Below are 14,808 nucleotides of genomic sequence, written 5' to 3' on the forward strand. Positions count from 1 at the left end.
AGAATTGCCATGAATCTCCGCTGAAACAATTGCATCAGCATAACCTCTCATCGGCAGTTCAGTTTGCTTATGACGCGCCTGTATCCGCCTGTCGACGGGAGGGAAGGCCGGGCCGGCGTGGTGACTGGCCGGGGCGCATGTGTGGGCAGGATCGGCCACTGATCGGCAGGACCCGGCCTAGGTAGGCGGCCGGACCGCGGGAACCTCCATGCAGGCCGTGAGGTGCGGCGCAGCGGCCCTCAGTAGCTGGTAGCCGATTTGGGTGAGCTGCTCGACCTGCTCCGGGGTGAGCACGTCGAAGACCAGCCGCCGGACCTCCCGGACGTGCGCCGGAGCGGCCGCGGCGACGGCGGTGGCGCCCGCGTCGGTGAGCACCGCCTCGACCCAGCGGCCCACCGGGGAGTCGGTGGTGCGCCGCGTCACCCAGTCGTGTTTCTCCAGCCGGGAGACGGCGTGCGAGAGGCGGGACGGTGAGGCGCAGGCGAGGTGGGCGAGGCTGTTCATGCGCAGCGCCCGGCCGGGGGCCTGGGTCAGCGAGGACAGGATCGTGAACTCGAAGAAGTTGAACCCGGAGTCCCGCTTGAGCTGCGCGTCGATCGCGGCGGGAACTGTGGTGAGCACCGTGGTCAACGCCATCCACGCGCGCTGCTCGTCGTCGGAGAGCCAGGGGGCGGATGTGGGGTCGCTCACGACTGAGCAGAGTACGCGATCCCTGCCCTTGAACTTTCAATAGTTGATGTGGCAACCTTCGTGTTGAACATTCAACTCAGATTTGGGGAGAAATCGATGGCAATCCTGCGTATCGACGCCAGCATCCAGGGCCCGAACTCCGCCAGCAGCGCGCTCGCCGACCTGGTGGAGAAGGAACTGGCCGGCGCCCCGATCGTCCGCCGCCACCTCGCCACCGACCCGATCCCCGCGGACGCCTGGGCGAACGCCATCCAGGGCACCTACGCCCCGGCCGAGCACCGGACCGACGCCCACCGCAGCGCCCTCGCGCTCGCCGGTGAGCTGGCCGCCGAACTGCGCTCCGCCGACGCGGCGATCCTCGCCCTGCCGTTCTACAACTACGGCGTCTCGCAGCACGTCAAGGCATGGTTCGACCTGGCCATGGCCGGCGGCGAGCAGGGCGAGAAGTTCCTCGACGGCAAGCCGGCCGTCGTCCTCACCACCCGCGGCGGCGCCTACGGGCCCGGCACGCCCCGCGACGGCTGGGACCACAACACCGACTACCTGCGGCGCGTCGTCGGCGACATCTGGGGCGCCGAGCTCATCCTGATCGAGCGTGAGTTCACCCTGGTCGGCGTGAACCCGGCCCTCGACGCCTTCACCGAGACGGCCGAGCTCATGCACAAGACCGCCGCCGAGGCCGCGTCGGCCGCCGGCCGGGTGCTCGCCTCCCGCTGACGTCGTTCTTCCTTTCTTGTACGGGCTGCGCCGTCCCGCGGAACCAGGGCTGTTCCGCCGGACGGCGCGACCGTCTGCCCACTCACGCCTTTGCCGCGCCCGCCGGGCTGAGCTGCCCACTCACCCTGATGGCCCCATCCGGCGGCGGTGACCCCCGTGACCGCCGCCGGATGGCCGGATCAGTAGGACAGGCCGCCCGGAGCGCCGACGAGCGCCGCACCGTGGCCACTCAGCCAGCCCTCGGCCGCGGCGGCGTGCTGGCTGAACGTGTGCATGTCGCGGAACCGGCGCTGGACCGGCGACGAGTTCCGGGCCACCTGGCCGCCACCGGAGCGGTAGCACGTGTCCACCACCGACAGCGCGGCGTCGGTCACCCACGTCAGCGTGGCCGAAACCCGCGGGCCGATCGCCGCCAGCCCGGCCGGATCGCCCGAGCACAGCGCCCACACCTCGTCGGCGGTCGACTCCAGGAGCGCCCGCGCGGCCCGCAGACTGAGGTCGGCCCGCCCCAGGTTCGCCTGGAACAGTTGACTGTCGGCGAGCCGCGCCCGCGCGTACAGCCGCTGTTTTCCGGATGTGGCGAGCTCGACCGTCGCATCCAGCGCGCCCTGCGCGATGCCCACCGCGACCGCGCCCAGGTGCAGGATGAAATGGGTGAGCGGCGACGTGAACCCCGGACCGGGGACCGTCGGCGTCCCGGCGAACAGGTCGAAGGTGTGCTCGCCCGGCACCCGGACCCCGCGGATCTCGACGTCGTGCGAGCCGGTGCCGCGCAGTCCCAGGACCTGCCACGTGTCGACCACCCGCGCCTGCGACGCGGGCACCAGCACCGATCGCATCAGCGGCGTCCCCGGGACGGGCCCCGGCTGCGGGGCACCGTCGGCGCCGAGCACCACACAGTTGCCGAAGATCCAGTCGGCGTGGGTGCTGCCGCTGCCGAACGCCCAGCGACCGTCCACCTGGAACCCGTCACCGGCCGCAACGGCCGTGCCCTGCGCGTTGAAACCGCCGGCCACGATCACGTCGGGCCCGGCCGCGTACATCTTGTCGAACGTCTCCCGGCCCAGGAACGCCATCAGCTGCGGGGTCTCCGAGCCGATCATCACCGTCCAGCCGACCGCCGGATCCGCGGTGGCGAGCGCCTCCAGGACCGCCATCCCGGTGCGCAGGTCGATCTCGTGCCCGCCGTGCGACCGCGGCACGAACATCCGGAAGAATCCCGCCGACCTCAGCTCGTCGACCAGGTCCGACGGCAGCCGCCGCACCGTGTCCAGCTGATCGGCCCGGGCCTGCAGCGACGGCGTCAGAGCACGCGCGCGGTCGACCAGTTCCTGCATCTCGTTCCCCCATGAGGTATCTCCGCTGACCGGTCCTCATCACAGTGGACGAGCGTCCCGGATCGCCAGGGACAACTGTCCCGGCCGGTCGGGATTGAACGGTAGGGACATGTCGGGAAGCTGTCGTCCGCCGCGATGCGGACCCGCCCTCACCCGCCGGACGGACCGCGTGTGGCGGTGTCGAGAGCGGCGACCACGGCCGCGACCGCCGGATGGGTGGCGGCACCGCGCCGGAACGCGACCCGGGTACGCCGCCGGGTGCCCAGCGCGGTCAGCCGAACCGCGGCCGGTGGCGTGACGGCCGCCAGCTCGGGCACGAGCGAGACACCCTGACCGGCGGCGACCAGCGCCAGGACGGTGGCGAAGTCGTCGGCGTGATGACGCGCCCGCGGGGTGAACCCGGCGGCCCGGCAGACCCGCTGGGTGACCTCGTGACACAGCGTCCCGGGGGTGGCGAGAATCCAGGGCCTGGTCGCCGTCTCCGCCAGCGCGCCGGCCGCCGTCCCCGCGGGCTCGGCCAGGAAGACCGTCTCCTGCAACAGCGGCACCGAGTCCAGCGCCGGATCCGCCTCGGCCGGCGCGACATCGTAGTCGTGAAGCAGCCCGACGTCGAGGGTGCGTTCGCGCAGCGCCGCCGGAACCGCCACCGGGTCCAGTTCGGTGACCATCAGCTCCAGCGCCGGATGGTCCCGGCCGAGAGCCACCAGAGCCTGCGGCAGCAGCGTGCGCACGGCACTCGGGAACGCACCGATCCGGATCGGCCCGGCCGGCCCGGTCCGGACCGCGGCGATCGCGGCGTCCGCCTCCTCCAGCGCCGCGAGCACCGCCTCGGCATGCCGGACCAGGACCTGCCCGGCCGCGGTGAGCGCCACCCGCCGGCCGGTGCGCTCCAGCAGCGGCACACCGGCCTCGCGTTCCAGCGCCGACAACTGCTGGGAGACCGCCGAAGGCGTGTACGCCCGGGCCTCGGCCACCGCGGCGATGGTGCCGAGCCGGTGCAGATCACTGAGCAGACGCAGGCGGCGCACATCGAGCATCAGTTCAGCTTACGGTTTCCGGTAGAAATGTGAACTGGACCTTATGCTGCGACCGGCGGAATGCTGAACCGCATGCTGAACGGAATCCTCGTACCCCTCATCACGCCCTTCGACGATGCCGGCGCCGTCGCGCTCAGCGCGCTGGAACGCCTCGCCCACCAGGTTCTCGACGACGGCGCGGCCGGGCTGGTCGCGCTCGGCACGACCGGTGAACCGGGCTCGCTGGACCCCGGCGAGCGGCAGGCGGTCGTCGACGTCGCCGCCCGGGTGAGCCGTGAACGCGGAACGACACTGCTGGTGGGAGCCGGAATCACCCCGCCCGATGGTGCGATCGAGCTGAGCCTCGTGCCACCCTTCGTCCGGCCGGGGGAGGAGGGCGTGGTCGCCCACTTCGCGGCCGGTGCCGGGCCCAGAGTGATCTACCACGTGCCCCACCGGACCGGTCAGGACCTGTCCACCGCGACCATCCGGCGGCTGGCCGCGATCCCCGGTGTGCTCGGCATGAAGTACGCGACCGGCGCCGTCGACGCCAGCACCGTCGCCCTACTCGCCGACCCGCCGCCCGGGTTCGCGCTGCTCGGCGGCGACGACGCGCTGATCTCGCCGATGCTGGCGCTGGGCGCGGACGGCGGCATTCTGGCCTCCGCGCACGTGGCCACATCGTCGTTCGTGGAGCTGTTCGAGACATGGCGCGCAGGCGACGTCAAAGCCGCCCGCACCCTCGGCGCCCGCCTCGCCGAGGTGTCCGCCGCACTGTTCGCCGAACCCAACCCGACCGTGATCAAGGCGGTCCTGCACGCCCAGGGCCGGATCCCCACCGCGGCGGTTCGGCTGCCACTGCTGCCCGCCGGACCCCTAACATCGGCTGATGCGTATCGCCTGGTCAACCGATAGCGGCCCGGATCCGGCGCTGGTGCGGATGTTCCCCGCGGACCAGCCGTCCGCGGTCGCCGACGCCGGTGATCTGCTCGTCACGCTGACCGAGCACCACGAGGACTTCGACTGCCATCTCGGCGACCTGCACGACCGGCGCTGCCCGCCGGCCGGCCTGCGGATCTGGGACAAGACCTCCGGACGGCCGCTGCGGACCGTCTCCGGCGTCAACCCCGGCGGTACGGGCAGTCCGATGCTGGTCACGGCCGTCCTCGACGGGCGTACGGTCGCGGTCGTCGGTCTCTGGCAGGAACCGCCCGTGATGCTGGACCTCGCCACCGGCGACCGGATCGGCGTGCTGCCCGGCCACGCGGACGCCACCGACGTACAGGCGCTCGCCCTGGCCGGAACGGACGTGGTGACCGCCGGCTGGGACGGCGTCCTGCGGATCGCCGGCCGGAACAAGGCCTTCGAGACCGGCGAACGGTCGAACACGCTGGCGATCCTGGACGTGAACGGGCGGCGCGCCGCCGTGGTGACCGGGCGCGACGCCGTCAGCCTGTGGGACCTCACCGACGGCGCCCCGCTGGGCCGCCTCGACGTCGACGCGCACGCGCTCGCCACCTGGCCCGGCTCGCCGTCGGTGGCCGTTCAGGACCGGTCCGGCGGCATCGTGCTCTGGGACACGGCGACCGGCGCCCACCACCATCCGGCGACACCACCGGTCCACGAGTTCGGCCGTCTCGGGGCGGTGACCACATCCGCCGGGCGCCGGCTGCTCACCCTGGACGGCGGCAGCGCGGTCCACCTGTGGGACGTGGCCGCCGACCGGGAGTTCGGGGCGCCGCTGCGCGGACCACTGCTGAACGCCCAGGTGATCCCCGCCGGACCCGGAACCCTGATCGCCGCGTCCGCGGACGACGACACCGTCTCGGTGTGGAGGCTCGGCGAGAACCGGGCGCCCGAGGAGATACGCAGCCCCGGCGACATCCGCCGGATCGAGGTGACCCCGGACGGCTGGGTGGTCGGCGACGGCGGCCCGGTGCGGTGGCGGGTCGCGGACGGCGTACCCGGGACCGGCGGTGGCGATTTCCCGGCGGACCAGCCCCTTCGCGTCCGGCTGGCCGGCGAGCTGGTAGCGACCTTCCACGGCTCGCTGGGCGGTGTGCGGCTCGGCGGCGACCGTACGATCGAACACCCCTACCCGCCCCGCGGAGCCGCCGCCGGCCTGCTCGCCGGCCGCCGCGCGATCGCCGTGAACTGGATGTTCGGGCCGTTCACCGTCTACGACCTGGACACCCTCACCCCGATCCCGGCACCCGCGGACGTGGCGATCGGCGAATCGCCCCGGGCCTGGGCCGGCGACGCCGTGGTGACCGTGCGCCTGGGGGAGGTGCTGGCCCACGACATGCGGACCGGCACGACCACGCCACTGCAACCGAAGGAGGACGAGCCGGTCACCGCGCTGGCCGCGTTCGGCACGGTCATCGCGGTCGCCCGCACCGACGGCAGCGTGGCGATCGTGGACGTCCCCACCGCGCGCGAGCGGGACCGGCGCACGTTCCCCTTCGCCGCCACCGCCCTGACCTGGGCCCCGACCGGCGAGCTGATCGTGGCCGTCCGCCGGGACGTCTATTGTGTGGCGGCCTGAGCGGCCACCGCCTCGGCGAAGGCCGACAGCGCCGGTGACCGCGGCCCCTCCCGGGTGACCGTGAACAGCCGCCGTCCCATCTCCGCCTCGGCCACCTCCGGTAGGCGGGCGCCCGCTCCGGCTGTCCACCTTCGAGCCGTTGCCGGACAGCCCGGCCGCTAGCCCCGTGCCAGCTGAGGGAATGCTTCGCGCACGGCGGTGAACGCCTGCCGGTATCCGTCGCGTCCGTGGACGTATGCCAGGCACACCAGGGTTTCGAGCGCTGCTGCCAGCGAGTCCTTCATCGCTGAGTGAAAGAGGGTGCTGATCGCCCAGTCCTGCGGTGACTCCTCGTTCCCGCCGTCAGGTGGAACGGGAACACTGGTCCGGACGACGTCGGCGGTGCCGAGGATCGACCAGACCATCCCGCTGTCGTCGAACGGTGGAGGGACCTGCATGCCTTTCCGTAGCGCGGCGACTGCCGGAGCGATCTGCGGAAGATCGACCAAGCCTGCCTGCTCCAGAGACCGCAGCGTCGCCCATGTCGCGATTCGCCGCTGAGTGGCGTCATCCGCGTCGGCGACGGCGAACTCCAGAGCGATGTCCAGTTCGGAGATCGCGTCCAGGTACAGGCCTTCGGCGTGACGGAGCCGGTCGTTCGGGATCCGGTCGCCCCATCGCTTCCGTGCCTGCTGTGCCTGCTCCTCCGCTTCGTGCTGCTCGTCTTCCTGCTGTTCCTGTGGAGTCAGTGTCCGTCGGGCCCGGTGCCAGTAGGCCGCCCGCTCGCTGTGTTGCTTCACGATCCGGCCGCCGGCCGGCGAGGCGGGCCAGAACTGCAGCAGGTACGCGTCAGGGGTCTCGTCGGTGGTGTCCGCCTCGTCCATCCCGCGGAGGCTGTACCGGACCCGGTAGGTATCGCGGGGCAGGTCGAACTCGAACGCGTCGCCATCCAGACCAGCAAGGACGACTCGGTCGGACAGAGCCGTGAAGGAGACCTCAACGACGTCGTCCCAGCCATCGTCGAGCGGCGGCGCGCTGGGGTACAGCTCGACCCGAAACGGGAGCCAGCCGGTGTGTGTACCGGTAGTCAGCGCGAGGACTCCCTCGACCCCCGCCCCGCAAAGGCCGTTGCTTTCATCCGCCCAGGCATCGTCCGGGTCGTATTCGATGTCGTACGGTTCCTCCCCGCTGGTCACCGAGGCCGAGCCGTACGTCACGAACACCCGCGGCTCGTCCAACAACACCGTCATCCTGAGACCTCCCGACCATCGGCATCCCCGCCGCAGCCATGCGTTGAGATCATTGGACACCATCGGTGCGGGGTGCGTGACCGCATCAAGAGGGACCCGTGCCGGGCTGGCCCGGATCAGGAGACAGGTGCCACATCGTCCAGCGTCACGGGTGCCGAGCGGGTGACCGGCCATCACGAGGCAATTTGAACTAGCCTCCTAGGACACAGTAGGCCGTGTGTTGGTTACTACGTCACGTCGCGGGCGCGGCTCGGCTTCCGTGGATCAAGGTGCGGACGTCGGTGGTCCAGTCGGGACCGGCCGTGAGGACGTCATTTGCCGTTGAGCGGCCTGGAAGACCTTTAGCCTCAATCGGGATTATTCATCCGGTTTTGGAGGTTTTGGGTGAGGCGACGGGGCATGCTGGCGGCGGCCGGGGCGGCGGTGCTGGGGTCGGCCGGGGCGCCGGCCGGGGCGGTGCCCGGCGAAAAACGGGCGGTGCGCGTGCGTACCGGAATGGATCTCCTTGCCGGTGAAGAGTGGGCGAGGCTCCGTGGCGAGACCGTCGGGGTGGTGTCGAATCTGACGGCGGTGGACCGCGAGTATCGGCATCTCGTCGACCGGATGCATGCGGCCGGGGTGCGGATCGGCGGGATCTTCGGGCCGGAGCACGGGTTCCGTGGGGCGGCGCCGGTGGGTGGCGGGGCGGCCCGGTCGACCGATGCGCGCACGGGTCTGCCGGTCTTCGACGGCTATCTGGCGACCCCGGAGGACTGGGCACGGCTGTTCGCCGAGGCGGGGGTCCGGACCGTGGTGTTCGACATGCAGGATGTCGGCGCGCGGTTCTACACCTACATCTGGACGCTGTACGAGTCGATGGCCGGCGCCGCCGCGGGTGGGCTGCGGTATGTGGTGCTGGACCGGCCGAATCCGATCGGTGGGCGGGCTTCCGGCCCGGTGCTGGATCCGGCGTTCGCGTCCGGTGTGGGGCGGAAGGAGATCGTGCTGCGGCACGGGATGACGGTGGGGGAGCTGGCCCGGTTCTTTCAGGGGGAGTGGCTGCCGCGGGTCCGTCTGGAGGTGGTGGCGTGCGAGGGCTGGCACGGTGGTCTCTTCGCCCGGGACACCGATGTGCCGTGGGTGATGCCGAGCCCGAACATGCCGACGCCGGAGACGGCTCTGGTCTACCCGGGGACGTGCCTGTTCGAGGGGGTGGCGTCGCTGTCCGAGGGGCGGGGGACGACCCGGCCGTTCGAGCTGGCCGGTGCCCCGGGGCTGGACTTCCGGTGGCGGGACCGGCTGGCGGGGCACGATCTGCCGGGCGCCGAGTTCCGGGAGGCGTATTTCGAGCCGCGGGTCGGGAAGTTCGAGAAGCAGTTGTGCGCGGGTGTCGAGGTGCGGGTCAGCGATCCGGCGGTGTTCGATCCGATTCGTACGGCGGTGGCGATGCTGTACGAGGCCCGGAAGTATCCGGGGTTCGCGTGGCGTAACGACGGTGCCGGCGCGCGCCGTCCGTTCTTCGTGGATCTGCTGGCCGGTGGTTCCCGGTTGCGGACCATGCTCGACGCCGGCGCGACGGTCGCCGATGTGGCCGGGGCCTGGCAGCCGGAGACCGCCGCGTTCGAAAAGCGCCGTCGGCCGTATCTGCTCTACCGGCGCCCCGCTGGGTGAGCGGAACGATCTCGGGCGGCTTGAGACGGCTCTCGGGGTCGGCCGGACCACCGATCTACGCCCGGAACGCGCGGCACAGGCCGGTGTCGCGGTCGGCTCGCGTGGAGCGGCGGGACGGGTGGGTTGCGGTTGGGGGGTGCTCAGCCCGTACCGGGGAAGGGGGTTGATGGTGAAGGGAGAGTGGCGACGGCGCTGAGGATGAGGTCGAGGCCGAGTTCGAAGGCGCGGTCGGCTCGCGGGCGGCCCTGCCCGGCGGCTTCGATGGCGGTGACCAGAATCGGGTTGCGCGCCTGGGTGGGGTCCCAGACCTGGTCGGGTGCGGCGATGTCGAGGGCGGAGCCGATGACGAAGCTGTCCAGGACGGTGATCACGTCGAGGAGCTGGGTTGGCGGGATCCCGGCGGTGTGCAGGACGGTGGCGATGTCGTCATACATGTGGACGACGTCGGGGGAGGAGACGGTGTGCGCCGTGAGCATGGGGATGAGGCGGGGGTGGCGGGCGAAGGCGTCGCGGTAGCGGCGCAGCAGGGCGCGCAGGGTTTCGTGCCAGGTCGGCAGGGTGGGTGCGGGTGGCGTCTCGGCGAAGATGAGGGCGCGCATCGCCTCGATGATCTCGGTCTTGCCGGCGATGTGGTTGTAGAGCGAGGACGGGCGGACGGAGAGGGCGGCGGCCACCTCGCCGAGGGTGAATTCGCCGCGGGCGTCGACGAGGGCGAGGGCGGCCCTGGTGATCTTGTCGACGGACAGTTTCGGTGTGGCGGGGCGTGGCAACGGGTACCCCCTTGCGTCGTGGTGCGGGAGGCCACCATAGTAAAACGAATGCCGTTCGTTAATGGTCGAGGATGATCCATGGAACTGATCCGGTCCGTCGTGTTCGACTCTCCCGCTCGTGTCGACGAGCCGGCCCGGCCGCCGTTGCGGGTCGGCCTGGTTCAGCACCGCTGGCGGGAGGACGGGGCTGAGCTGCGGCGGGTCCTCGCCGACGGGATCGCGACGGCGGCCGGATCCGGGGCGCAGGTGGTGTTCCTGCCGGAGCTGACGCTGTCGCGGTATCCGGCGTTCGAGGAGCCCACCGGCCGGCCGGCCGACCTGGCCGAGGATCTGGAGACCGGGCCGACCGCGGCGTTCGCGGCCGCCATGGCCACCGGGCACGGCATCTTCGTGCACGCGTCGCTCTATGAGGACGTCGATCTCGGTGACGGGCTCGGCTACAACACGGCGATCCTGGTGGATCCGTCCGGCGCGATCGTGGCGAGGACACGAAAAACGCACATCCCGGTGACCGAGGGATATGTGGAGGACCGGTATTTCCGGCCGGGCCCGGCCGAGGACGCCTATCCGGTGCACCGGTTCCTCGATGCCGGGATCGGGCTGCCGACCTGCTGGGACGAGTGGTTCCCGGAGGTGGCCCGGCTGTACGCGCTGGGCGGCGCCGACCTGCTGGCCTATCCGACGGCGATCGGCTCCGAGCCCGACCACCCGGATTTCGACACCCAGCCGCTGTGGCAGCAGGTGATCGTCGGGAACGCCATCGCGAACGGGCTGTTCATGGTGGTGCCGAACCGCACCGGTGACGAGGGGCGGATCAGCTTCTACGGTTCGTCGTTCATCGCCGACCCGTACGGGCGGATCCTCGCCCAGGCGCCGCGTGGCGAGGAGGCGGTGCTGGTGGCCGATCTGGACCTGGACCAGCGCCGGGACTGGCTGACGCTGTTCCCGTTCCTGCGGACGCGGCGGCCGGACACGTACCGGGGTCTGGCATGAGCTGGCGGATGCCGGCCGAGACCGAGCCGCACACCTGTACGTGGATGGCGTGGCCGTCGTCGGGTTACACCCTCGGCGACGACCCGGACGAGGCACGGCAGGCGTGGGCGTCGGTGGCGCTGGCCGTGGCCGAGTTCGAGCCGGTCCGCATGGTCGTCGACCCTTCGGCCCGGCGGGAAGCGCGCCACTGGCTGGGTCGCGCCGTCGAGTATTTCGAAGCCCCGCTGGACGACGCGTGGATGCGGGACTTCGGCCCGACGTTCGTGGTCGGCCCGGCCGGGCTGGGCGCCGTGGACTGGGTGTTCAACGGCTGGGGGCAGCAGAGCTGGGCGACGTGGGAGCGGGACGCGCGGATCGCCCGGCAGGTCGCCGAGTGGGCGGGCGCCACGGTCATCGGCTCGGACATGGTCAACGAGGGTGGCGGGATCCATGTCGACGGCCGGGGAACGGTCCTGGTCACCGAGACGGTGCAGTTGGATCCCGGCCGTAACCCGGGGTGGACGAGGCAGCGGGTGGAGGGTGAGCTGCGCCGCACCCTCGGCGCCGAGAACGTGGTGTGGCTGCCGCGCGGTCTGACCCGGGACTACGGCGAGTTCGGCACCCGCGGGCACGTCGACATCGTGGCCACGATGACCGCTCCGGGGACGGTGCTGCTGCACGTCCAGCCGGATCCGCGGCACCCCGACCACACGCTGGACCCGGTCCTGCGTGGCGTGTTCCCGACGGACTGGACGATTCTTGACCTGCCCGCGCCGGAGGGCCTGGAGGACGACGGCGGGCCAGTTGATCACTCGTACGTGAATCACCTAGTGTGCAACGCCGGTGTCGTCGCCTGCACGTTCGACGATCCCCGGGACGCCGCCGCACTGGACATCCTGGCCGCCGCCTACCCCGGCCGCCGGGTGCTCGGGGTCGACGCCCGGGCGATCTTCGCGCGGGGCGGTGGCATCCACTGCATCACCCAGCAGGAACCGGCCATACCTGGAGGACTCTCGTGACCAGCGACCCCGACTACGACGTGGTGGTGGTCGGTGCCGGCGTCACCGGGCTGACCGTGGCCAACCGGCTGCGCGCGGCCGGCCGTAGTGTGATCGTGCTGGAGGCCCGCGACCGCGTCGGCGGCCGGTTGCTGACCGATACGGTCGACGGCGTCCGTCTCGAGGTCGGTGGCCAGTGGGTGTCGCCGGACCAGACCAGTCTGCTGGCGCTGCTCGACGAACTGGGCCTCGAGACCTACTCCCGGTACCGGGAGGGCGAGTCGGTCTACATCGGGCTCGACGGGGTGCGGTGCACCTTCGAGGGCGAGAAGTTCCCGGTGTCGGAGCGGACCGCCGACGAGATGGACCGGCTCACCGTCGTCCTCGACAAGCTGGCCGCCGAGATGGATCCGCTCGAACCGTGGAACCATCCGGACGCCGACCGCCTCGACCGGATCTCGTTCGCCGCCTGGCTGGCCGAGCAGACCGACGACGCCGAGGCGCGCGACAACATCGGCCTCTACATCGGGCCGGCCATGCTGACCAAGCCGGCGCACTCGTTCTCGGCGCTGTCGGCGGTGCTGATGGCCGCGTCTGCGGGCGGTTTCAGCCACCTGGTCGACGCCGACTTCATCCTGGACCGGCGGGTGGTCGGCGGATTGCAGCGGGTGCCCCTGGCTCTCGCCTCCCGGCTGCCGGCCGGGACGGTCCGTCTCGGCGAGGCGGTCACGAAGGTGGAGTGGGACGCCGACGGTGCGACCGTGTTCACCGGGCAGGGCGGCTACCGTGGCCGCAACATGGTGATGGCGGTGCCGCCGACCCTGGTCAGCCGGGTGCAGTACGTTCCGGCGCTGCCACCGGTGCAGGCCCAGATGCGCCAGCACATCTCGTTCGGCCTGGTGATCAAGCTGCACATCACCTATGCGAAGCCGTTCTGGCGGGAACTCGGGCTGTCGGGGACGGCGTTCAGCCCGTACGCGCTGGTCCACGAGGCGTACGACAACACGAACGAGGACGTCGAGGGTGAGACCCGGGGGACGCTCGTCGGTTTCGTCTCGGATGTGAAGGCGGACGGTCTGCTGGCCCTGGACGCCGCATCGCGCCGGGAGCGGGTGCTGGAGTCGCTGGCCGCCTACTACGGGCCGGAGGCGCTTTCGCCGGTGCACTACTACGAGAGCCCGTGGATGGCCGACGAGTGGACGGTCGGGGCGTTCGGCACCAGCTTCGACATCGGGTCGCTGACCCGTTACGGCCGGCATCTGCGGTCGGATGTCGGGCCGCTGGCTTTCGCCAGCAGCGATATCGCCGGCCTCGGCTTCCAGCACGTCGACGGGGCCATCCGCATGGGCGAGGCGGTCGCGGCCCGTCTGCTTTCTTAACGGCCATTTCTTGTACGCGTGACGACCGCCCCACCGTGGTGATGGTGGCCGGTGGGGATGGTGCGGGGGACGAGGTGCTCGGTGCCGGGGTCGACGATCACGAACTGGCCCATCATGCCCTTGTCCTCGTGGCGCAGCAGGTGGCAGTGGTACATGTACGGGGTTGCCGGGTCGGTGTGGCGGCCGAACCGGACGGCCAGGCGCACGTCGGCGTGCTTTCTCAGGAAGACGGTGTCCTTGGGGCCGGCCAGGTAGGCCGGTGGCGGTTCGCCGTTGATGTCGAGGATGGTGAACGCCACCTCGTGGATGTGGAAGTTGTGCGCGTAGGTGGTGTTGTCGATCTCCCAGATCTCCACGGCGCCGGCCGGAATCACCTCGTCGATCCGGTTCATGTCCATGTCCCGGCCGTTGATCTCCGAGCCGGACAGCGCGAACCGGCGTACCCGGGCGCCCGGTGGCGGGATCACGGGGGCCGGGCCGCCGAGCGCCTGCGGCAGCGGCTTCGAAGGCTTCAATGAGGCGGCGGCGACCACCTTGAGCAGCTCGAAGTCGTCCTCCTCCGGGTCGTTGGCGTCCCTGCGGTTCTCGCCGATGCTGTTGAGCACCACGGTCTCGCCGGGGTCGAAGGCGGCCACGATCTCGATCCGCTCCCCGGGGCTGATCTTCACCCGGTCGGCCGGGACCGGTTCGCGCAGCAACCCGGCGTCGCCGCCGACGACGTGGAACGTGCGATTGTCGGCGAACCCGATCCGGTAGACACGGGTGTTGGAGGCGTTGAGCAGCCGGAACCGCACCTGGGTGGTGGTCACCTCGACGTACGGATCGATCGTGCCGTTGATCATGATGGTGTCGCCGAGAAGGCCGAAGGTGCCGTTGTCGACCGGGCCGGTGACCAGCCGCCCGTCGGCGAGGATCTTGTCCTGGACGATCAGCGGGATGTCGTCGGCGCCGTAGTCCGACGGCAGGGCCGGCCCGCCCGGTTCGTCGATGAGGAACAGCCCGGCCAGCCCGCGGTAGACGTGCGTCGCCGTCTGCCCGTGCGGGTGCGGGTGGAACCAGGTGGTGGCGGCCGGCTGGTCGACGGTCCACTGCGGGGTCCAGGTGGCGCCCGGTTCGATGCTCTGGTGTGGGCCGCCGTCCATCCGGGCCGGCAGGCGCATGCCGTGCCAGTGCAGGGTGGTCGGCTCGGGCAGCCGGTTGGTGACCGCCATTCGCACGCGTTCACCCCGTTTCGCGCGGACCGTCGGCCCGAGATGATCACCGTTGATTCCCCAGGTGCCGTTCTTTCCGGGTTGCAGATTCAACGCGAAGGAACGGAACCCGTCCGGGTCGATTTCCGACGGCGCCAGCGGTGGGATGTGCAGCCTGTTGGCAAAGGTCAGCGGCTGTTCATTCGCTCCGGAGCAGCCGCTGAGCAGCGGTCCGAGAACGGCCAGGGAAAGGAGACTTCTGCGTTTCACGAAATCTATCGTGGCGTTTCATTCACGCCGGTGAAATCGGTAGTG

At 71.0% G+C, this 14,808-nt stretch carries 13 protein-coding genes; 7 read left to right on the forward strand and 6 right to left on the reverse strand.

Going from position 1 to position 14,808, the window contains the following annotated elements; genetic code table 11:
- Positions 1-177 precede the first annotated feature (177 nt).
- Positions 178-690 (reverse strand): MarR family winged helix-turn-helix transcriptional regulator, encoded by a 513-nt coding sequence (locus tag IEZ13_RS36805; protein ID WP_229795503.1) that lies wholly within the window; start codon positions 688-690, stop codon positions 178-180.
- Positions 691-786: 96 nt separating this feature from the next.
- Between IEZ13_RS36805 and IEZ13_RS36810 the strand changes: the two genes are divergently transcribed.
- A complete protein-coding gene (locus IEZ13_RS36810) occupies positions 787-1,407 on the forward strand; it encodes an NAD(P)H-dependent oxidoreductase (protein ID WP_183218558.1) in 621 nt (206 codons plus the stop codon).
- Between the two features lie 179 nt (positions 1,408-1,586).
- Here the strand turns inward: IEZ13_RS36810 and IEZ13_RS36815 are convergent, their stop codons facing one another.
- Positions 1,587-2,744, reverse strand: a complete 1,158-nt coding sequence (locus IEZ13_RS36815) for an acyl-CoA dehydrogenase family protein (protein ID WP_183218557.1) — start codon at positions 2,742-2,744, stop codon at positions 1,587-1,589.
- 149 nt (positions 2,745-2,893) lie between these two features.
- A complete protein-coding gene (locus IEZ13_RS36820) occupies positions 2,894-3,781 on the reverse strand; it encodes a LysR family transcriptional regulator (protein WP_183218556.1) in 888 nt (295 codons plus the stop codon).
- Between the two features lie 72 nt (positions 3,782-3,853).
- Here IEZ13_RS36820 and IEZ13_RS36825 point away from each other — a divergent pair, with 72 nt between their 5' ends.
- Both IEZ13_RS36825 and IEZ13_RS36830 read left to right on the forward strand, forming a co-directional pair.
- A complete protein-coding gene (locus IEZ13_RS36825) occupies positions 3,854-4,675 on the forward strand; it encodes a dihydrodipicolinate synthase family protein (RefSeq protein ID WP_203833713.1) in 822 nt (273 codons plus the stop codon).
- Positions 4,650-6,305 carry a WD40 repeat domain-containing protein gene (locus IEZ13_RS36830; RefSeq protein WP_183218554.1) on the forward strand — a complete coding sequence of 552 codons (1,656 nt, stop codon included), beginning with the start codon at positions 4,650-4,652 and terminating at the stop codon, positions 6,303-6,305. Before IEZ13_RS36825 ends, IEZ13_RS36830 begins: the two co-directional genes overlap by 26 nt.
- Positions 6,306-6,463: 158 nt before the next feature.
- Here the strand turns inward: IEZ13_RS36830 and IEZ13_RS36835 are convergent, their stop codons facing one another.
- On the reverse strand, positions 6,464-7,534 hold the full coding sequence (locus IEZ13_RS36835; RefSeq protein ID WP_183218553.1) for a hypothetical protein: 1,071 nt from the start codon (positions 7,532-7,534) through the stop codon (positions 6,464-6,466).
- 384 nt (positions 7,535-7,918) lie between these two features.
- Here IEZ13_RS36835 and IEZ13_RS36840 point away from each other — a divergent pair, with 384 nt between their 5' ends.
- Positions 7,919-9,184, forward strand: a complete 1,266-nt coding sequence (locus IEZ13_RS36840) for an exo-beta-N-acetylmuramidase NamZ family protein (RefSeq protein ID WP_229795505.1) — start codon at positions 7,919-7,921, stop codon at positions 9,182-9,184.
- A gap of 140 nt (positions 9,185-9,324) precedes the next feature.
- On the opposite strand, the gene IEZ13_RS36845 is transcribed toward IEZ13_RS36840, so the two are convergent.
- Positions 9,325-9,954, reverse strand: a complete 630-nt coding sequence (locus tag IEZ13_RS36845; protein ID WP_183218552.1) for a TetR/AcrR family transcriptional regulator — start codon at positions 9,952-9,954, stop codon at positions 9,325-9,327.
- Positions 9,955-10,032: 78 nt separating this feature from the next.
- On the opposite strand from IEZ13_RS36845, the gene IEZ13_RS36850 reads away from it, so the two are divergent.
- The 3 genes from IEZ13_RS36850 to IEZ13_RS36860 are packed head-to-tail and all read left to right on the forward strand — an operon-like array spanning position 10,033 to position 13,303.
- Positions 10,033-10,947: a nitrilase-related carbon-nitrogen hydrolase gene (locus IEZ13_RS36850; protein ID WP_183218551.1), complete on the forward strand. Its 915-nt coding sequence runs from the start codon at positions 10,033-10,035 to the stop codon at positions 10,945-10,947.
- Positions 10,944-11,945, forward strand: coding sequence for an agmatine deiminase family protein (locus IEZ13_RS36855; RefSeq protein ID WP_183218550.1), 1,002 nt, complete (start codon positions 10,944-10,946; stop codon positions 11,943-11,945). Before IEZ13_RS36850 ends, IEZ13_RS36855 begins: the two co-directional genes overlap by 4 nt.
- Positions 11,942-13,303, forward strand: coding sequence for a flavin monoamine oxidase family protein (locus IEZ13_RS36860; RefSeq protein ID WP_183218549.1), 1,362 nt, complete (start codon positions 11,942-11,944; stop codon positions 13,301-13,303). Before IEZ13_RS36855 ends, IEZ13_RS36860 begins: the two co-directional genes overlap by 4 nt.
- Here IEZ13_RS36860 and IEZ13_RS36865 read toward each other — a convergent pair.
- Complete coding sequence (locus tag IEZ13_RS36865) at positions 13,300-14,763, reverse strand: multicopper oxidase family protein (protein ID WP_183218548.1); 1,464 nt, start codon at positions 14,761-14,763, stop codon at positions 13,300-13,302. The genes IEZ13_RS36860 and IEZ13_RS36865 overlap by 4 nt on opposite strands.
- Between the last annotated feature and the right edge of the window lie 45 nt (positions 14,764-14,808).

The sequence above is a fragment of the Actinoplanes campanulatus genome (assembly GCF_014647795.1).
Taxonomy (GTDB): domain Bacteria; phylum Actinomycetota; class Actinomycetes; order Mycobacteriales; family Micromonosporaceae; genus Actinoplanes; species Actinoplanes campanulatus.